This window comes from Rhodopseudomonas sp. NSM (assembly GCF_052445935.1).
In the GTDB taxonomy this organism is placed as follows: Bacteria; Pseudomonadota; Alphaproteobacteria; order Rhizobiales; family Xanthobacteraceae; genus Rhodopseudomonas.
The window spans coordinates 318866-338630 of the sequence record NZ_JBQTCH010000007.1; the positions used below are offsets into that span (position 1 = coordinate 318866).

At 66.7% G+C, this 19765-nt stretch carries 11 protein-coding genes; 9 read left to right on the forward strand and 2 right to left on the reverse strand.

Translation table 11 applies throughout. The features are described from left to right. Positions 1 to 101: 101 nt before the first annotated feature. Together ACTZWT_RS19150 and ACTZWT_RS19155 are read left to right on the forward strand one after the other, a co-directional pair. A complete protein-coding gene (locus ACTZWT_RS19150) occupies positions 102 to 5087 on the forward strand; it encodes a 2-oxoacid:acceptor oxidoreductase family protein (RefSeq protein ID WP_444771258.1) in 4986 nt (1661 codons plus the stop codon). Next, entirely contained in the window at positions 5084 to 7918 is a 2835-nt protein-coding gene (locus ACTZWT_RS19155; RefSeq protein ID WP_444771259.1) for a sulfide/dihydroorotate dehydrogenase-like FAD/NAD-binding protein, read from the forward strand. The genes ACTZWT_RS19150 and ACTZWT_RS19155 overlap by 4 nt, the downstream gene beginning before the upstream one ends. A gap of 438 nt (positions 7919 to 8356) precedes the next feature. Here ACTZWT_RS19155 and ACTZWT_RS19160 read toward each other — a convergent pair whose 3' ends face one another. Further along, positions 8357 to 8950, reverse strand: a complete 594-nt coding sequence (locus ACTZWT_RS19160; RefSeq protein ID WP_444771260.1) for a hypothetical protein — start codon at positions 8948 to 8950, stop codon at positions 8357 to 8359. A 142-nt stretch (positions 8951 to 9092) separates the two neighbouring features. On the opposite strand from ACTZWT_RS19160, the gene polA reads away from it, so the two are divergent. The 3 genes from polA to ACTZWT_RS19175 all read left to right on the forward strand — a co-directional run bounded on the left by polA (position 9093) and on the right by ACTZWT_RS19175 (position 13979). Further along, positions 9093 to 12185, forward strand: coding sequence for a DNA polymerase I (gene polA, locus ACTZWT_RS19165; protein WP_444771261.1), 3093 nt, complete (start codon positions 9093 to 9095; stop codon positions 12183 to 12185). Between the two features lie 319 nt (positions 12186 to 12504). Next, complete coding sequence (pyrE, locus tag ACTZWT_RS19170) at positions 12505 to 13068, forward strand: orotate phosphoribosyltransferase (protein ID WP_444771262.1); 564 nt, start codon at positions 12505 to 12507, stop codon at positions 13066 to 13068. A gap of 107 nt (positions 13069 to 13175) precedes the next feature. Next, the gene (locus ACTZWT_RS19175) at positions 13176 to 13979 is read left to right on the forward strand and encodes a DUF2865 domain-containing protein (RefSeq protein WP_444771263.1); all 804 of its coding nucleotides are present in this window, start codon (positions 13176 to 13178) and stop codon (positions 13977 to 13979) included. A 169-nt stretch (positions 13980 to 14148) separates the two neighbouring features. Here ACTZWT_RS19175 and ACTZWT_RS19180 read toward each other — a convergent pair whose 3' ends face one another. Beyond that, on the reverse strand, positions 14149 to 14580 hold the full coding sequence (locus tag ACTZWT_RS19180; protein WP_322514572.1) for a hypothetical protein: 432 nt from the start codon (positions 14578 to 14580) through the stop codon (positions 14149 to 14151). Between the two features lie 131 nt (positions 14581 to 14711). Here ACTZWT_RS19180 and ACTZWT_RS19185 point away from each other — a divergent pair, with 131 nt between their 5' ends. The 4 genes from ACTZWT_RS19185 (at position 14712) to rocF (ending at position 19664) form a co-directional block, all read left to right on the forward strand. Continuing rightward, complete coding sequence (locus tag ACTZWT_RS19185; RefSeq protein WP_444771264.1) at positions 14712 to 15008, forward strand: hypothetical protein; 297 nt, start codon at positions 14712 to 14714, stop codon at positions 15006 to 15008. Continuing rightward, positions 14959 to 17469 carry a glycogen/starch/alpha-glucan phosphorylase gene (locus ACTZWT_RS19190; RefSeq protein ID WP_444771265.1) on the forward strand — a complete coding sequence of 837 codons (2511 nt, stop codon included), beginning with the start codon at positions 14959 to 14961 and terminating at the stop codon, positions 17467 to 17469. The genes ACTZWT_RS19185 and ACTZWT_RS19190 overlap by 50 nt, the downstream gene beginning before the upstream one ends. A gap of 267 nt (positions 17470 to 17736) precedes the next feature. Further along, complete coding sequence (locus ACTZWT_RS19195; RefSeq protein WP_444771266.1) at positions 17737 to 18585, forward strand: acyl-CoA thioesterase; 849 nt, start codon at positions 17737 to 17739, stop codon at positions 18583 to 18585. A 92-nt stretch (positions 18586 to 18677) separates the two neighbouring features. Then, positions 18678 to 19664: an arginase gene (rocF, locus tag ACTZWT_RS19200; protein ID WP_444771267.1), complete on the forward strand. Its 987-nt coding sequence runs from the start codon at positions 18678 to 18680 to the stop codon at positions 19662 to 19664. Positions 19665 to 19765 lie beyond the last annotated feature (101 nt).

Sequence of the window (19765 nt, forward strand, 5' to 3'; positions counted from 1 at the left end):
TCGCCGTCCGCTGCAATCGCAGCCGCCACGGCCCGGAACGCTTTTCTCGGACGCGCCGCGCGGCATCGCTGCGCCAACAGTCATTAGGAATGGAACGACCCATGAACGCAAAATATCCCGGCATCCCCTCGGTGATCCACGGCAACGGCGCAGTGGCGCAAGTGATGGGTCATGTCTGCGGCGGCGTCATCGGCTACCCGATCACGCCCTCGACCGAGATCTCCGAGATCTACGAGGCGTTCCGCTCCTCCGGCGGCTGCAACGTCTGGGGCAAGCATCCGTTCTTCTTCGAGCCCGAGGGCGAGCACTCGGCGCAATCGGGCGCATTGGGCGCGGCGCTGACCGGCGGCAAGTTCATCTCCAATGCCTCGTCATCCCAGGGCATCCTGTACGGCCTGGAATCGCACTACGTCACCGTCGGCAAGAAGGTCGGCGGCTTCGTGCTGCAGGTCGCAGCCCGCGTGGTGTCGAAGCACTCGCTCAACGTGATGGCCGGCCATGACGACGTCTATGCGCTGCTGTCGTCGGGCTACACCATCCTGTTCGGCTCCAACCCGCAGGAAGCCGCCGACCTCGCGGCGATCTCCTACAAGGTCGCCGCGACCTCGCTGATCCCGGTCGCCAATGCGATGGACGGCTTCGCCACCTCGCATATGCTCAGCGAAGCGCTGATGCCGGAGCCGGAACTGCTGCGCGACTTCCTCGGCGACCCATCCGGCCGCATCAAGTGCCCGACGGTGGCGCAGGAGATGCTGTTCGGCGCCAAGGGCCGGGTGTTCCAGCTCAAGCAATATCTGCTGCGGCACGACACCGACTTCGTCGCCACGGACCTCGAGTCGCTCAAGAAATTCCTGGACGACAACGCCGACGCGATCGAAGCCGACAATGTCGGCGAGATCGTCGCCGAGACGCTGGCTTACTTGCCCGAGGAACTGCGCGGGCCGTGGAAGCGGCAGTGGATCAACGCGCCCGAGAAGGGCACGCGGCAACTGGTGCCGGCGCTGGTCGATATCGACAATCCGGGCCTCACCGGCGGCGTGCAGAACCAGCCGGACTTCCAGGCCGGCGCGGTCGACCATCGCACCCACTTCGCCAATGCGGTGCCGCGCTTCGTCAAGGAAGCGATGGACGAATACGCAAGCCTGACCGGCCGCGAATACAAGCCGGTGATGACGTATCTGTGCGACGACGCCGAGCACGTCGTGGTCGGGCTGGGCTCGGTCACCGACGACGCCGAGGCGGTCGCCGCTTATTTGCGCTCGCAGGGCAAGAAGGTCGGCGTGGTGTCGATCAAGATGCTGCAGCCGTTCCCCGAGGCCGAGCTGGTGCAGGCGCTGGCCGGCAAGACCGCCGTCACCGTGCTGGAACGCTCCGACGTCACCGCGCTGACGCAGCTCGTGACGCAGGCGCTGTGCAAGGCGCGCGAGAACGGCGACGCCGGAATCCGTCATGCCGGAATCCCGGCGCTCGACAAATTGCCGAAAATCACCACCGCGATCTTCGGCCTCGGCGGCCACGATCTGCAGCCGCGCGACATGATCGCCTGCTACGCCAATATGGAGAAGCCGGATTCGGCGCCGTTCGTGTATCTCGGCACGCAGTTCTTCACCAAGAACGCCTCGCCGCGGATGGAAGCGCTGCAGGATCGGCTGAAGGCCGCCTATCCGGAAACGCAATTCATGGCGCTGCCGACCGGGACCAACCCGAACCTGCTGCCGCCGCAGGCGTTCCGCATCCGCTTCCACTCGATCGGCGGCTACGGCACCATCGCGTCCGGCAAGCTGCTCACCGACATTCTCGCCGGCGCGCTCGACATGCACTCGAAATCCGCGCCGAAATACGGCTCGGAAAAGAGCGGCGCGCCGACCAACTACTACATCACGCTGTCGCCGGAGCCGGTGAAGATCACCAACGCCGAGCTGGAAGACGTCGAGATCGTGATCTCGCCGGACCATAAAGTCTTTGTGCACACCAACCCGCTACGCGGCCTGGTCGAGGGCGGCACCTTCATCCTGCAGACCAACCTGTCGGCGCTCGACGTGTGGCGTGACCTGCCCGCCAAGGCGCGGCAGACCATCCGCGACAAGAAGATCAAGTTCTACGTGATCGACGCCTTCGCGGTGGCCAAGCGCCACGCCCCGACCGCCGAGCTCGAAACCCGGATGATGGGCATCGCCTTCATCGGCGCAGTGTGCGGCAATGTCGACCGCGTCGTCGCCGACGCCTCGCAGGAGGCGATGCTGAACAAGATCCGCCAGCAGATCTCCAAGAAGTTCGGCGCCAAGGGCGGCGACATCGTCGACGGCAACATGGCGGTGATCCGCGAAGGCCTCGAAGCCACCCACAAGGTCGATGTCGACGCGCCGGAATTCAGCGAAGACGCCATCAAGGCCGCGCCGAAGAAGACAGCCAGCGCCTCGATCTCGGCCTCGATGTGCCGCGCCGCCGCGCCGGCCTCCGCCGCGGGCTTCCTCGATCCTGAATATTACGACGACGTGCTGGCCGGCCCGTTCCGCGACGGCACCATCGCGGATGCGCCGGTGCTGCCGGGCATGGGCATGTTCATGCCGGCGGGCTCGGCGGCCGCCAAGGACAAGGGTCTGTTCCGCCGCAACGTGCCGGAGTTCAACGCCGATCTGTGCACCGGCTGCATGGAATGCGCGCTGGTCTGCCCGGACGCCGCGATCCCCAACGCCGTGCACGACATCCACGAACTGCTCGGCACCGCGATCAAGCAGCTCGACATCGCGCCCGCGCAAGCTGATGCGTTGCGCGAAAAAGTGCCGGCGCTGAGCGAGGCGATCCGCGAGGTGTATCGCGCCGCCAAGGACGACAAGCCGTTCCACGAGGTGGTGGCCCAGGCGGCGGAGGCGCTGGACGTCGACAACGCGACGCTGAACCGCAATTTCGGCAAGCTCGCCGCGGCGCTGTCGGTGTATCCGGTGGCGCGGACGCGGCCGTTCTTCGACGCGATGGAGAAGAGCCAGCCGGGCACCGGCGGCCTGTATTCAGTGAGCGTCGATCCGTGGAAGTGCTCGGGCTGTCTCGAATGTATCGACGTCTGCGGCCCCGGCGCGCTGGTCGATCGCGAGCAGGACGAGCCGCTGCTGGAGCAGTTGCAGGCGCGGTTCGAATTTCTCAGCCGCACCCCGAACACGCCGGCGCGCTTCACCGAAGGCGCCACCAAGCCCGAGGGTGAGACCAAGCGGCTGATGCTCGACCGCGCCAATTACTACGCCACCACCGGCGGCCACGGCGCCTGCCGCGGCTGCGGCGAAGTCACCGCGATCCGTCTGGTCACCTCGACCAACCACGCGATCCACGACAAGCGCCGCAAGGACCACACCCGCGAGCTGGAAGCCCTGATCGACCAGCTCACCGCCAAGCGGACGCAGGTCGAAGGCGACGCGGCGCGCGCCGCGCGGATCGACGCCACGCTGAAGACGCTGGAGAAGCGGCTGTACACCTATGAGAGCGGCCCGACCGGCAACGGCCCGTCCGGCATGGTGATCGCCAACGCGACGGGATGTTCGAGCGTCTACGCCTCGACCTTCCCGTTCAACCCCTACACCGACCCGTGGGTGAACAGCCTGTTCCAGGACACGCCGGCGGTCGCCAAGGGCATCTTCGAAGGCCTCACCGCGCAGGCCTCGGACGATTTTCGCGCGCTGCGGGTGGCGAAGCTGGAATTGGCCGATGCCTATGATCCGGCCAGGCATGACGGTTACTTCCGCTACTTCGGCTGGGGCCAGTTCACGCCGGAGGAGCGCAGCCTGCTGCCGACCGTGCTGAGCATGGGCGGCGACGGCGCCACCTACGACATCGGCTTCGGCGCGCTGTCGCGGCTATTGTCGACCAAGACCCCGATCAAGGTCGTGGTGCTGAACACCGGCGCTTACTCCAACACGGGCGGCCAGACTTCGACCGCGAGCCTGACTGGTCAGGATTCCGACCTGTCGCGGTTCGGCATCGCCAATCACGGCAAGCAGGAATCCCGCAAGGAGCTCGGCCTGATCGCCTCGTTCCATCCGAGCGTGTTCGTGGTGCAGACCGCGACCGCGCTGCAGGGGCACTTCCTGAAAAACGTGATGGAGTTCCTCAACCACACCTCGTCGCCGGCGGTGCTCGACGTCTACACGCCGTGCCAGGCCGAGCACGGCATCGGCGACGCCGTCGCCAACCGCCAGGCGCGGCTCGCGGTGGAGAGCCGGATGAACCCGGTGTTCGTCCACGACCCGCGCAAGGGCGGCAAGCTGACCAGCGCGTTCTGCCTCGACGGCAATCCGGAGGCGGATCAGGACTGGGCCAGCAAGTCGATCGAATATGTCGACGATAACGGCGCGACCCAGCTGATGAAGGCGAAGCTGACCCCGGCCGACTTCGCCTATACCGAAGTCCGCTTCCGCAAGCAGTTCAAGCCGCTGAAGAAGGACGCCGACGGCCTGCCGATCGACGAGTACGTGGCGCTCGACCCGGCCGCGCGCGCCGGCAAGACGCCGTTCATCCACGTCGTCGACGGCGACAAGAAGCTGGTCCGGATGGCGGTCGGCGAGACCGTGGTGGCGCTGGTCGAGGAACGGCGCAAATACTGGCGCACGCTGCAGGTGCTCGCCGGCTTCGACGTCCGCGCGCTGGACGAGGCGCACAGCGCCGAACTGGCCGCGCTGCAGCACCAGTACCAAGAGCAGGTCAAGGCCCGCGAATCCTCGCTCGACAGCATCGCGCGCGGCATGAGCGAACTGGCGGCGAGTTCGAACGCGCCGGCCGGCGGCGGCTTCGCCGGGCTGATGGCCGGGCTGGCCCCGGCCCCGGCGGTGCAGACCAACGGCGCGAAGCCCGCGAACGGCGCCAATGGCGGCACGCATATCGACATCGCCGAGACCGATCTCGACAAATGCACCAACTGCAAGAGCTGCTACCAGGACGTGCCCGAAGTGTTCGAACTCACCAAGATCGTGGTGGGCGGCGCCTCCAAGGAGGTCGCCCATGTGATCCCGGGCGTGTTCGACAAGATCAAGCTCACGCCCGAACTGTCGGCCAAACTCAGCCGCGCGGCGGCCAACTGCGACGCGGAGATCATCCGATGAGCGGCGTCACCAACACCATCGCCAACGACGTGCTGCGCTACCAGCAGGCGCGCAGCGCGCTGGAAAGCTCGAAGACCGAACTGGAAGAGCTGCAGGCCAGCGAGGCCGTCGGCATCTTCCAGAAGCAGCTCGCGCTGCTGCAGAAGCGCCTGGTCAGCGACCCGGCGTCGCTGCGCAACATGTTCATCGCCGACGGCACCCAGGCGATCGTCTGGGAATTCCAGCAGGCTGAGCTGGGCGAAGCGTTCACCACGACGCTGTGGAATCTGCTGGCGCGCGACGACGACATGAGCGCGATCCTGCAGCGCTTCATCTGGGCGCTGCCGCTGAAGTTCAAGCGCAAGTTCATCAAGGCGATCGACGTGCATCTGCGCGGTCGCTATCCGATGTTCGAGAACCTGTCGGAAGGCTGGCCGGGCGAGGCGTTCATCCCGCCTTACATCCGCCCGGCGGAGCAGCGCGCGGTCGACTTCGACCTCGTCAACCAGGGCTATCTCGGCTACCAGTCGATCGGCTACTCCTTGCGCGAATGCGAGCTGTTCGTCTGGCTCGAAGTGATGCGCGACAAGCAGTGCGACGACAAGCCGTGCGAGCTCGGCGTGCTGATCCACGGCAAGAGCGAGCCGAAGGGCGGCTGCCCGGTCAAGATCCACATCCCCGAGATGCTGGACCTGCTCGGCAACGGCAAGCACCGCGAGGCGCTGGAGCTGATCGAGAGCTGCAACCCGCTGCCGAACGTCACCGGCCGCGTCTGTCCGCAGGAATTGCAGTGCCAGGGCGTCTGCACCCACACCAAGCGCCCGATCGAGATCGGCCAGATCGAATGGTATCTGCCCGAGCACGAGAAGCTGGTGAACCCCACCGCCAACGACCGCTTTGCCGGCCGCATCAGCCCGTGGGCCGCGGCGGCAAAACCGCCGATCGCGGTGGTCGGCTCCGGCCCGTCCGGCCTGATCAACGCTTACTTGCTGGCGGTCGAAGGTTTCCCGGTCACCATCTTCGAGGCGTTTCATGACCTCGGCGGCGTGCTGCGCTACGGCATTCCGGAGTTCAGGTTGCCGAACCAGCTGATCGACGACGTCGTCGAGAAGATCACGCTGCTCGGCGGCCGTTTCGTCAAGAACTTCGTGGTCGGCAAGACGGCGACGCTGGAAGACCTCAAGTCCGAAGGCTTCTGGAAGATCTTCGTCGGTACCGGCGCGGGGCTTCCCACGTTCATGAACGTGCCGGGCGAGCATCTGCTCGGCGTGATGTCGGCCAACGAGTTCCTGACCCGCGTCAACCTGATGCGCGGCCTCGACGACCGCTACGAGACGCCGCTGCCGGAGACCAAAGGCAAGAACGTGTTCGTGATCGGCGGCGGCAACACCGCGATGGACGCGGCGCGCACAGCGAAACGTTTGGGCGGCAACGTCACCATCGTCTATCGCCGCACCCAGAGCGAGATGCCGGCCCGCGTCGAGGAGCTGCATCACGCGCTGGAAGAAGGCATCAACCTCGCGGTGCTGCGCGCGCCGCGTGAATTCATCGGCGACGACCACACCCATTTCGTCACCCACGCGCTGCTCGACGTCAACGAGCTCGGCGAGCCCGACAAGTCCGGCCGCCGCAGCCCGAAGCCGACCGGGCAGATCGAACGGGTGCCGGTCGACCTTGTCATCATGGCGCTGGGCAACACCGCCAACCCGATCATGCGGGACGCGGAACCCGGCCTGAAGACCAACAAATGGGGCACGATCGAGGTCGAACAGGGCTCGCAGCGGACCTCGATCAAGGACGTCTATTCCGGCGGCGACGCCGCACGCGGCGGCTCGACGGCGATCCGCGCGGCCGGCGACGGCCAGGCGGCGGCCAAGGAAATCGTCGGCGAGATTCCGTTCACCGCGGCCGAGATCAGGGACCGTGTGGAGCGCGCGGCGCGCTACACCGAACTCGGCCAGATCGAACAGACCATCGTCAACAAGGTGCCGCTCGCCGGCGGCATCGTCGAGTTCACCGTGCGCGCCCCGATGGTGGCGCGCTCGGCGCAGGCCGGTCAGTTCGTCCGCGTGCTGCCGTGGGAAAAGGGCGAGCTGATCCCGCTGACGCTGGCCGATTGGGACGTCGAGCAAGGCACCATCGATCTCGTCGTGCAGGGCATGGGAACGTCGTCGCTGGAGATCAACCGCATGGCGATCGGCGACGCGTTCTCGGGCATCGCCGGCCCGCTCGGCCGCGCCTCGGAGCTGCATCGCTACGACGGCAACCAGACCGTGGTGTTCTGCGCCGGCGGCGTCGGCCTGCCGCCGGTGTATCCGATCCTGCGCGAGCACCTGCGGCTCGGCAATCACGTCACGCTGATCTCCGGCTTCCGGGCCAAGGAGTTTCTGTTCTGGACCGGCGACGACGAGCGCATGGGCAAGATCAAGCGCGAGTTCGGTGACCAGCTGTCGCTGATCTACACCACCAATGACGGCAGCTACGGCGTCAAGGGCTTCGTTACCGGGCCGCTGGAAGAGATGATCAAGGCCAACCAGCAGGGCATCGGCCGCAGCATCGCCGAAGTGATCGCGATCGGCCCGCCGCTGATGATGCGCGCGGTGAGCGACCTCACCAAGCCGTATGGCGTCAAGACCGTGGCGAGCCTCAACTCGATCATGGTGGACGCGACGGGGATGTGCGGCGCCTGCATGGTGCCGGTGACGATCGACGGCAAGATGGTGCGCAAGCACGCCTGCATCGACGGCCCGGAAATCGACGCCCACATCATCGACTGGGACAAGTTCCTGCCGCGCTTCAACCAGTTCAAGGCGCAGGAACTGGAAAGCAAGGCGAAACACGGGTTCGCGTAGGGGCTCGACGTCGCGACATCGTCATTTGCGAGCCGAAGGCGAAGCAATCCAGCTCCGTGCACGGAGCCTCTGGATTGCTTCGTCGGCTTCGCCTCCTCGCAATGACGCAACCGACACGAAACGGCCGGGGTTCGCCCCCGGCCATTGTCGTTCTGCGGAGGTGACCGCAGCGCCGTTCTTCCTCCCTCAATCTCGACCTCCTCGGCGTCATCCTGAGGTGTCCGATGCGCCGCGCTTATGCGCGGCACATCGGACCTCGAAGGATGGGCCACGGTGCCCGCTGCCCTCATCCTTCGAGGCTCGCTTCGCTCGCACCTCAGGATGACGACGGCGTGAGGAGGCCAAAGAACAAGCCGGCTGATCCGACTCGCCGTGCCCGCGTTCATCGCCTGCCATGACGAGGTTGAGCGATCAGTAGCCCCGGCTCCCGGCGCAGGTCTACCCGCCGTCCTCGATCTTCACGCCGCCCTGCATCCCGACGATCTTCGCCCGATAGGTTTCGGCGTCGCCGAAATCGGCGAAGCCCTGGTAGTGCGGGTGCGGGCCGAGGATGCGGCGGGCGTGCTTGATCGGGCACCAGTACACTTCGGTCCGCGCCGCGACCTCGCGGGCGAAGGCGATCACGCCGTTGCCGTAGGAGCAATAGGCGCAATTGATCTTTTCCAAGAGGTTCAGATAAGCGAGGTGGTGGCGGTCGAACACCAGATAGTCGCGGCGGCGCACTTTCGGGATCTTGTAGATCGGAAAGCAGATCGCCTGAAAGGCCATCACGCTGACATCGAGAATCACGAACGGCACGATCAGCGCGTAGATCACCGGCGCGGTGAGCACGATCCACGGATTGGCATCGCGGATATAGTGCGACAGCCTCACCTTGATCGCGCTGTGTAATCGCTCGACGCCCTGCTCGAACACGATCCGCTGGTTGTCCAGATGCCAGCGCAGCGCCTCGCGCCGTTTGGTCAGTTCGACCTCGATCTCGGCCTCGACTGCGCGCAGTCTGGCCATCAGGTCGTCGAGGGGCGTGGGCATCGGGAGTCCTTTCGGGTGCGGCGGGAGCCACCGGCGCATGGAACAGCAGCCCGCGCAACCGGTTTCCATCCGCTTTGCAAAAATCGCCGCCGCCCGCGTCCGGCAGGGTGTCAAAAGCCGCAAAACGCCTTAAGTTGCGGCCATGCCGAAATCCCCTTCGAAAGCCGCCGCGCCCGTCGCCGCCAATGCCCCTGCCGCCGTCAAGCCGCCGGGCGAGGGCGATCACATCTTCCTGGTCGACGGGTCGTCCTACATTTTCCGCGCCTATCACGCACTGCCGCCGCTCACCCGCAAGTCGGACGGGCTGCAGGTCAACGCCGTGCTCGGCTTCTGCAACATGCTGTGGAAGCTGCTGCGCGAGATGCCCCCGGACAACCGGCCGACGCATCTGGCCATCATCTTCGACAAATCCGAGCACACCTTCCGCAACCAGCTCTATCCCGACTACAAGGCGCACCGGCCGCCGGCGCCGGACGATCTGATCCCGCAATTCGCGCTGATCCGCGAGGCGGTGCGGGCGTTCGACCTGCCGTGCCTCGAGCAATCCGGCTTCGAGGCCGACGATCTGATCGCCACCTATGTGCGCGAGGCGTGCGAACGCGGCGCCACGGCAACAATTGTGTCGTCCGACAAGGACCTGATGCAGCTCGTGACCGACTGCGTCATGATGTACGACACCATGAAGGACCGCCGCATCGGCATTGCCGAGGTGATCGAGAAATTCGGCGTGCCGCCCGAGAAGGTCGTCGAAGTCCAGGCGCTGGCCGGCGACAGCGTCGACAACGTGCCCGGCGTGCCGGGCATCGGCGTCAAGACCGCCGCGCAACTGATCAATGAATATGGCGACCTCGACACGCTCTTGGCGCGCGCCGCCGAGATCAAGCAGCCGAAGCGGCGCGAGGCGCTGATCGAGAACGCCGAGAAGGCGCGGATCTCGCGGCAACTGGTGCTGCTCGACGACAAGGTGAAGCTCGACGTGCCGCTCGACGAGCTCGCCGTGCACGAGCCCGACGCGCGAAAGCTGATCTCGTTTCTCAAGGCGATGGAATTCACCACGCTGACGCGGCGCGTCGCGGACTATTCGCAGATCGATCCGTCGGATGTCGAGGCCGAGGCGGCGCTGAAGTCCTCACCTCTCCCGCTTGCGGGGGAGGTCGGCGCGCGCAGCGCGACGGGTGGGGGCACTTCCACGGGCGGGGACCTTTTTTCTGGCCAAGTGCCCTCACCCCAGCCCTCTCCCGCAAGCGGGAGAGGGGGCGCGCAGCCATCGGGGGAAGGTGGTGCGCTGAACGCCGGCCGCGGTCGCGATGGCAAGCCGGGCGAAGTGCTGTCGCCGCAGATTCTCGCGGCGGCCCGCGCCGAGGCAGCGCGCAAAATTCCGGTCGATCGCGCCGCTTACAAAACCGTGCGCACGCGCGACGAGCTGCAAGGCTGGATCGCGCGGATCCACGACGCCGGCGCCTTCGCGGTCGATGCGATCGCGACCTCGATCGATCCGATGCAGGCGGAGCTGTGCGGCATCGCCTTGTCGCTCGGGCCCAATGATGCGGCCTACATCCCGCTCGGCCATCGCCAGACCGGCGACGGAAGCGGCCTGTTCGCCGCCGGCCTCGCGCCCGACCAGCTCGGCGCGCGCGAGGTGCTCGATGCGCTGCGGCCGCTGCTGGACTCCGCAGGCCTCGCCAAGATCGGCTTCAACATCAAATTCACCGCGGTGCTGCTGGCGCAGCACGGCATCACCTTGCGCAACATCGACGATGTGCAACTGATCTCCTATGTGCTCGATGCGGGCCGCGGCAGCCACGGGCTCGATGCTTTGTCCGAGAGCAATCTCGGACACACCCTGCACGTGCTCGGCGCGCTGACCGGCAGCGGCAAGGCGAAGATCGCGTTCGACCAGGTGCCGATCGACCGCGCCACCGAATATGGCGGCGAGCGCGCCGACGTCGCACTCCGGCTGTGGCGCGTGCTGAAGCCGCGGTTGGTCGCCGAGCAGATGATGGCGGTGTACGAGACGCTGGAGCGGCCGCTGGTCGGCGTGCTGGCGCGGATGGAACGGCGCGGCATCTCGATCGATCGCAACGTGCTGTCGCGGCTCTCCGCCGATTTCGCCCAGACCGCCGCAAGGATCGAGGCCGAGATTCGCGAGCTCGCCGGCGAGGACATCAACATCGGCAGCCCCAAGCAGCTCGGCGACATCCTGTTCGGCAAGATGGGCCTGCCGGGCGGCAGCAAGACCAAGACCGGCGCGTGGTCGACCTCGGCGCAGGTGCTGGACGAACTCGCCGAACAAGGGCACGAATTCCCGCGAAAAATTCTCGACTGGCGGCAGGTCTCGAAGCTGCGCTCGACATACACCGATGCGCTGCCGAACTACGTGCACCCGCAGACCCAGCGCGTTCACACCACCTACGCGCTGGCCGCCACCACCACCGGGCGGCTGTCGTCGAACGAGCCGAATCTGCAGAACATCCCGGTGCGCACCGAGGACGGCCGCAAGATCCGCCGGGCCTTCGTGGCGACGCCGGGCCACAGGCTGGTCTCGGCCGACTACTCGCAGATCGAACTGCGGCTGTTGTCCGAAGTCGCCGATGTGCCGGCGCTGCGCAAAGCGTTTCAGGACGGCATCGACATCCACGCGATGACCGCGTCGGAAATGTTCGGCGTGCCGGTCGAGGGCATGCCGTCGGACATCCGCCGCCGCGCCAAGGCGATCAATTTCGGCATCATCTACGGCATCTCGGCGTTCGGCCTCGCCAACCAGCTGAGTATTCCGCGCGAAGAGGCCGGCGCCTATATCAAGCGCTATTTCGAGCGCTTCCCCGGTATCCGCGCCTATATGGACGAGACCCGCGATTTCTGCCGGACCCATGGCTATGTCGAGACGCTGTTCGGCCGCAAATGCCATTACCCGGACATCAAGGCCTCGAACCCGTCGATCCGCGCCTTCAACGAACGCGCCGCCATCAATGCGCGGCTGCAAGGCTCCGCCGCCGACATCATCCGCCGCGCCATGGTGCGGATGGAGGACGCGCTGGCCGAGAAGAAGCTCAGCGCGCAGATGCTGCTGCAGGTCCACGACGAACTGATCTTCGAGGTTCCCGAGGACGAAGTCGCCGCGACGCTGCCGGTGGTGAGCCACGTGATGCAGGACGCCCCGTTCCCGGCGGTGATCCTCAACGTGCCGCTGCAGGTCGACGCCCGGGCGGCCGATAATTGGGACGAGGCGCATTAGCGGCGCCTATCGCTGTTGGTTGCTGATCCGCGGCGAGCACTGCGCACCTCTCCCGCTTGCGGGAGAGGTCGACGCGCGAAGCGCGGCGGGTGAGGGCACGCCTCTCCGCGCATGCTGAGTCAGTGCCTGGGGCGCCCTCACCCCAGCCCTCTCCCGCAAGCGGGAGAGGGAGCGCGCTGTGGCCGGGGCGCTGTTGCGATCCAACAACCTAGCTGCATGCGCTCGCAACCGTGAATACCGTCCTGTGCCGCTGGCATCGTCCGAAGTCGGCAGCTAGATTGCGGCGGTTTCCGCAAAGCCAAGCCCAGAGAGTCCGCCCGTGTCCAAATCCGCGTCCCGCGCCCGCCTTGCCGACATCATCCGCACCCGCTCGTTCGGCCGCGGCGAGATCACGCTGGCGTCGGGGCGCAAGAGCGATTTCTATTTCAATCTCAAGCCGACGATGCTCGACCCTGAGGGGGCGGCGCTGCTGGCGGATTTGACCTATGAGGCGCTGCGCGACGAACAGGTCAACTATATCGGCGGGCTGGAGATGGGCGCGGTGCCGCTCGCCGGCGCGATCGCACAATTGTCGTGGCTGAAGAATCATCCGATCGCGGCGTTCTTCGTGCGCAAGAAGCCGAAGGAGCACGGCGCAAGGCTTGCCATCGAGGGGCTGGCCAAGGGCGAGACCCTGCAAGGCAAGCGCTGCGTCATCGTCGAGGACGTCACCACCACCGGCGGCTCGGCGATCAAGGCGGTCGAGGCGGTTCGCGAAGCCGGCGCCGAGATCGTGATGGTGCTGACCATGGTCGACCGCGAGGAAGGCGCCACGGAAGCCTTCGCGGAGGCCGGGCTGCCGTTCCGGTCGCTGTACAGGGCCAGCGAATTCCTCAATCGCTGAGGCCACAGGCGCCCGGGCGACAAAAGAAACCCCGCGTTTACCATCCTGCGTTAAAGTGACCGGGTCGCGGCTCTGCCGCAGCACGATCGCGTCGGGTGGAGTGGGCGTTGCGTCAAGTCTCTGAAATGCTGTGCCTTCGGCGCTCCGCGATGCTCTCGGCGGCGTTCGCTTTGGCAACCGCCATAGCGCTGATCCCGGCGCCCGCCGCGGCGCAGAACATTCTCGAAATGCTGTTCGGCGGTGGCGGCCCGCAGCAGCCGCAGCAACGCGGCGCGCCGGCGCAGGCGAATTTCTTCGCCGATCCGTTCGGGCTCAATCAGCAGGCTGCGCCGCCGCCTCCGCCGCGCCCGGTCGCTTCCGGCGGCGGGTCGGCGTTCTGCGTGCGCCCATGCGACGGCAAGTATTTCGCGCTGCAGACGCGCGGGGGCGCAACGCCGGCGCAGATGTGCCAGGCGTTCTGCCCGGCCGGCAACGCCAAGGTGTATTACGGCAGCAACATCGACTACGCGACGGCATCGAACGGACAGCGCTATGCCGACAGCGAAAACGCCTTCGCCTATCGCAAGGCGCTGAAGGCCGATTGCACCTGCAATGGCCGCGACCCGGCCGGGCTGGCGCAGATCGACCTGTCCCAGGATACCTCGCTGCGCGCCGGCGACATCGTCGCGACCGCGACCGGGCTCGCCGCCTATACGGGCGTCCGGCTCGGCGCCGAGCAGACTCCGGATTTCACCCCGGTCGCGGATTATCCCGGCCTGACGGCGCAGCTCCGCGCCCGCCTCAGCGAGATGAAGGTGGCGCCGGTGAGCGACCAGCTCACCGAAGCCGCGCCCGCCAGCCGCGACGTGGCGCTGCCGGCCCCGGCCGTGGCGCAACCCGCGGTGCGCGGGCGCCGGGCGGGGGTCGATTGAGGAACTGCGACGACCAGCGGGCCTGAGCCCGCAGTCGTTCCGGGGCGCCGCGAAGCGGCGAACCCGGAAGCCCGACGTTCGGGGCGACAGGCGGTCCCGCGCAGAACAGCTCCAGATTCCGGGTTCGCTCGCTCTGCGAGCGGCCCGGAATGACCGCGGAGGGGCGAGCTCACCGCCCGACGATCACCCCGATCACATTCGGCGCGGCGCGGTAGGTCTCTTCGATCCGGGCGCGGGCGGCGGCGCGGTTTTCGGGGGTGAGCAGCCCGCGCTTCTCGGCGAGGATCATCCAGCAATAGCCCCACCAGTCGGTCAGCATGCCGGAATCGTCGACGAGGTCGTAGCCATGCTCGGCGGCGAAGATCCGGGCGGATGCTTCATCCAGCGTGTCGAGCCAGGCGAGATCGTCGACCCAGAACATCTCGTCGCACAGATCGTCCGGCGAATAGCCCCAGATCGACAGGCACACCGCGTTGAATTCGCGGTCGAGCTGATCGTCGTCGATCCACTGCCGCCGGGCCAATTGATGCAGCCGCGACAGCGAACGGGCGAAATCGGCAATTCGGGTCAGAGCCATCTGATCGAAGGCGATGGTGGACATCTAGTCCTCGCAAGCTTGGAACGGCCATAGATCTTGTGGTGGCGACACCACGAATCACAATGATAGATCAATGACTTGCAAAATTGTTCTTAATTTGTTCTGCCGACGCTGCGGCGGGCCTCGGGAGCAGCATGGCGACCGACGATCCGCCGCAGCGCATCGCTCGGAGCGAACCACAAAGCGAAATGTCGATGCGCGGTCGCGCATGCCGTCGTTCGGCTGCAATCCGTTCAGGGCATCTTCAGCATCACATCGCCAAAACGCGAGTTGTGCACAAAACCAAGGCACCGCGCCGCAACGATGCACTCGTCATGGGTTTCGATCCGGCGCTAATGTTTGTATGGTTCGCAACTCGTAAAGCCTTTGTAGGATCGTCATTTGCCCGTGCAGTCCGTGCCAGAGAAGTTTCAGCAGCCGCCGATCGATGAACTGGCGCTGGCCGAAATCAAGAGTGCCATCCTGGCCAAGCTGACGCTTGCGATCGGCAAGGAGGCGACACAGGCGACCAAGCACGACTGGTACAAGGCCGCGGCGCTGGCGCTGCGCGACCGCATCGTGCACCGCTGGCTGGTGTCCGAGAAGGAGAGCTACGACGCCGGCCGCAAGCGGGTGTATTACCTCTCGCTGGAATTCCTGATCGGCCGGCTGTTCACCGACGCGCTGAACAATATGGGCCTGCTGGCGCAATATGGTGCGGCGCTGGGCGACCTCGGCGTCGGCCTCAACGACCTTCGCAAATGCGAACCGGACGCAGCGCTCGGCAATGGCGGCCTCGGAAGGCTCGCCGCCTGCTTCATGGAAAGCATGGCGACGCTGGAGATCCCGGCGATCGGCTACGGCATCCGCTACGATTACGGCCTGTTCCGGCAGATCATCAATCACGGCTGGCAGCAGGAATTTCCGGACGAGTGGCTGTCGTTCGGCAATCCCTGGGAGCTGCAGCGGCCCGAGGTGGTGTATCAGGTGAAATTCGGCGGCAGCGTCGATCAGGTCACCGACGCCAAGGGCGTGACGCGCGCGGTCTGGACGCCGATCGAAACCGTGCAGGCGATGGCCTATGACACGCCGATCGTCGGCTGGCGCGGCGAGCACGTCAACGCGCTGCGGCTGTGGTCGGCGCGGGCGCCCGACCCGATGCTGATCGACGTCTTCAACACCGGCGACTATCTCGGCGCCACCGCCCACGAGGCGCGCGCCGAGGCGATCTGCAAATTCCTCTATCCCAACGACGAGAGTCCCGCCGGCCGCGAGCTGCGGCTGCGGCAGGAGTATTTCTTCGTCTCCGCCTCGCTGCAGGACCTGATCAAGCGGCATCTGGATTCCGACGGGCAGATCCGCAATCTCGCCAAGAAGGCGGCGATCCAGCTCAACGACACCCATCCCAGCCTCGCCGTCACCGAGCTGATGCGGCTGCTGATCGACGTTCATCATCTGCGCTGGGACGACGCCTGGCAGATCACCACCGCGACGCTGAGCTACACCAACCACACGCTGCTGCCCGAGGCGCTGGAGACCTGGCCGCTCGATCTGTTCGAGCGCACGCTGCCGCGGCATCTGGAGATCATCTACCGCATCAACGAGGCGCATCTGGCGCTCGCCGAAACGCGCTGCCCCGGCGACATCGAATTCCGCGCCTCGGTCTCGCTGATCGACGAGCGGGCCGGCCGCCGGGTGCGGATGGGCCACCTCGCCTTCATCGGCTCGCACCGCATCAACGGCGTCTCGGCGATGCATTCCGACCTGATGAAGGAGACCGTGTTCCACGATCTCAATCATCTCTACCCGGACCGCATCACCAACAAGACCAACGGCATCACCTTCCGGCGCTGGCTGACGCTGGCCAATCCGGGGCTGACCGATCTGGTGCGCTCGGCCTGCGGCGACGAGGTGCTGGACGATCCGACGAGGCTCGACCGCCTCGAAGCCTTCGCCAGCGACAGCGCGTTCCAGCAGCAGTTCCGCACGGTCAAGCACCGCAACAAGATCGCGCTGGCGCGGCTGATCAGCGAACGCAACGGCGTCCGGGTCGATCCCGGCGCGCTGTTCGACGTCCAGATCAAGCGCATCCACGAATACAAGCGCCAGCTCCTCAACGTGCTGGAGACCGTCGCGCTGTATCACGCGATCAAGGACGAGCCGGACCGCGACTGGGTGCCGCGCGTCAAGATCTTCGCCGGCAAGGCGGCGGCGAGCTATCGCTACGCCAAGCTGATCATCAAGCTGATCAACGACGTCGCCGAGGTGATCAACAACGACGCCTCGATCGGCGGCAAGCTGAAGGTGGTGTTCCTCGCCGACTACAATGTCAGCCTGGCCGAAGTGATCATTCCGGCGGCCGATCTGTCGGAGCAGATCTCGACCGCCGGCATGGAAGCGTCCGGCACCGGCAACATGAAGCTGGCGCTGAACGGCGCGCTGACGATCGGCACGCTCGACGGCGCCAATATCGAGATCCGCGACCACGTCGGCGCCGAGAACATCGCGATCTTCGGCATGGAAGCGCTCGAGGTGGTGGCGCGCCGCGCCCAAGGGCTCGACGCCAACGACGTCATCACCCGCTCGCCGCCGCTCGCCCGCGCCATCCGGGCGATCGACGCCGGCGCGTTCTCGCCCGACGATCCGGCGCGGTTCGCCTCGGTGGCGCACGCGCTGCGACACCTCGACCACTACATGGTCAGCGCCGATTTCGACAGCTACTACGAAGCCCAGCGCGGCATCGACGCCCGCTGGGCCGCCGGCCCCGCCTGGACCCGCGCCGGCATTCTCAACGTCGCGCGGATGGCCTGGTTCTCGTCCGACCGCACCATTCGCGAATACGCCGAGGACATCTGGGACGTGCCGACGCGGCACGCGACGCAGCCCTCGCCGGCACGGCGGGCGAAGGGTTGAGGGCGGGCGCGCCAGCGCACAGCGCAACCTCTCCCGCTTGCGGGGGAGGTCGGATCGCGTAGCGATCCGGGTGGGGGAAGGGCTCTCGGCGGATCGCTGACTCGGTGCTCGGCTCGCCCTCACCCCAACCCTCTCCCGCAAGCGGGAGAGGGAGCAGAGGAGCAGCGTCGCATCACATGATGATCGACAGCCATTGCGCCCGGCCGCGGCGCCGGGCAAGTTGCGCCGAGAGAGCCAGACAAAAGCAAGAATAAGAAGGGAGCCACCATGGACGCCAAGGTTTTGGACGCCAGGGTTCACGACGCGCCGCATCCGTTCGATATCGCAACGCGGGTCGAATGCGCCGACGGCCGCTGGCGCGGGGCGACCAGCGACGATTATCACGCCTTCGTCGGCCAGTTCGGCGGCGCCACCACCGCGACGTTGCTGCGGGCGCTGATGCAGCACCCGGACCGCGCCGGCGACCCGCTGGCGCTGACGGTGAATTTCTGCGCCCCGGTCGGCAACGGCGCGTTCGATCTGACGCCGCGGCTGATCAAGGCGACGCGCTCGACCCAGCACTGGTCGATCGACCTCACCCAGCCCGACACCGGCGTCGCGGCGTTCGCCACCGCGGTGTTCGCCCAGCGCCGCGAGACCTGGTCGCACCAGCCGACCGAGAAGCCGCAGACGCCGAGCTATGAGGACTCCCCGGTGTATTCGCGCGCCGGCGTCGCGGCGTCCTGGATCCGGCAGTTCGAATTCCGCTTCGCCGAGAACGAGCCGAATTTCGGCGGCACGCCGCATCCCGAGCCGGCGAGCGCGCACACCAAGGTCTGGATCGGCCACGCCGTGCCGCGCCTGATCGACCTGCTGTCGCTGTCGGCGATCGCGGATGCATTCTTCGCGCGGATTTTCCACGTCCGCGGCGAATTGCTGCCGATCGGCACGGTGTCGATGACGACGTATTTTCACGTCGACGCCGCTGATCTCGCAGAGGAAGCCGCGACCGCGGTGCTCGGCGTCGCCGACGCCAATGTGTTTCACAAGAGCTTCAGCGACCAGACCGGGGAACTGTGGTCAGCCAGCGGGCGTTTGCTGGCGACCACGCATCAGATCACCTATTTCAAGGCCTGATCGCAGCCGCCGGCCATCGCGTTGTCGTCACGCGGACCGGGTATTGCCTGCGCGTGACAGTTTCCGGCCCTCCCGCCCGAAAGGCACCCCGCATGACGCCCTCCAGCTCCGTGATCCCGCCCGATCCGAGCCGCCGCGTGGCATTGCTCGGCGTGCCGATCGAGATCGGCGCCGGGCTGCGCGGGACGCTGATGGGGCCGGCGGCGCTGCGCACCGCCGGCATCGGCCGCGTGCTGGAGCAGCTCCGCTTCACCGTCGAGGATCACGGCGACATGACGCGGCCCGAGCTCGATCGCGGCAACGACCCGGCGCCGGCCAACGCCAATTTCTACGACGAGGTGCGAGGCTGGGTCGGCGCGATCTCGGCGCGGGCCTATGAGCTGGCAAAGTCGGGCGCCGTTCCGCTGTTCATGGGCGGCGATCACAGCCTGTCGATGGGCTCGGTCAACGGCGTCGCACGCTACTGGCAGACGCAGGGCCGGCCGCTGTTCGTGCTGTGGTTCGACGCCCATGCCGACTACAACACCCCGGCGACGACGCTGACCGCCAACATGCACGGCATGTCGGCGGCGTTCCTGTGCGGCGAGCCGGGGCTCGACCATCTGCTCGGTGACGAGCCCCGCGTCCCGATCCCGCCGGACCGGCTCGACCTGTTCGGCATCCGCTCGATCGATCCCCTGGAAAAGGAGCTGGTGCGCGCCCGCGCGATCCCGGTGGTCGACATGCGCGCGATCGACGAGTTCGGCGTCGCGGTACTGATCCGCCGCGTGATCGATCGGGTCCGCGCCGCGAACGGCGTGCTGCATCTGTCGTTCGATGTCGACGTGCTCGATCCTGCGGTGGCGCCAGGCGTCGGCACCACCGTGCCGGGCGGCGCGACCTATCGGGAAGCCCATCTGGTGATGGAGCTGCTGCACGACTCTGGATTGGTGCGCTCGCTCGACGTCGTCGAACTCAACCCGTTCCTCGACGAGCGCGGCCGCACCGCCAGGGTCGCGGTGGAACTGATCGGCAGCCTGTTCGGCATGCAGGTGACCGACCGGGCGACGCCCAGCAACGCGGTGCTGCCGGGAGGGTGACCGCTGTCGCGCGATTCTCACCTCTCCCCGCATGCGGGGAGAGGTCGACGCGCATCGCCAGATGCGCGTCGGGTGAGGGGGCGCCTCGACAAAGCCGAGCC

Excerpts from the sequence above, each read along its gene's own strand:
- polA (WP_444771261.1), top strand. The coding sequence starts at position 9,093 with ATGCCGAAATCCCCTTCGAAAGCCGCCGCGCCCGTCGCCGCCAATGCC.
- ACTZWT_RS19195 (WP_444771266.1), top strand. The coding sequence starts at position 17,737 with ATGGACGCCAAGGTTTTGGACGCCAGGGTTCACGACGCGCCGCATCCG.
- ACTZWT_RS19150 (WP_444771258.1), top strand. The coding sequence starts at position 102 with ATGAACGCAAAATATCCCGGCATCCCCTCGGTGATCCACGGCAACGGC.
- ACTZWT_RS19180 (WP_322514572.1), bottom strand. The coding sequence starts at position 14,580 with ATGTCCACCATCGCCTTCGATCAGATGGCTCTGACCCGAATTGCCGAT.
- ACTZWT_RS19160 (WP_444771260.1), bottom strand. The coding sequence starts at position 8,950 with ATGCCCACGCCCCTCGACGACCTGATGGCCAGACTGCGCGCAGTCGAG.
- rocF (WP_444771267.1), top strand. The coding sequence starts at position 18,678 with ATGACGCCCTCCAGCTCCGTGATCCCGCCCGATCCGAGCCGCCGCGTG.
- ACTZWT_RS19155 (WP_444771259.1), top strand. The coding sequence starts at position 5,084 with ATGAGCGGCGTCACCAACACCATCGCCAACGACGTGCTGCGCTACCAG.
- ACTZWT_RS19185 (WP_444771264.1), top strand. The coding sequence starts at position 14,712 with ATGGCGACCGACGATCCGCCGCAGCGCATCGCTCGGAGCGAACCACAA.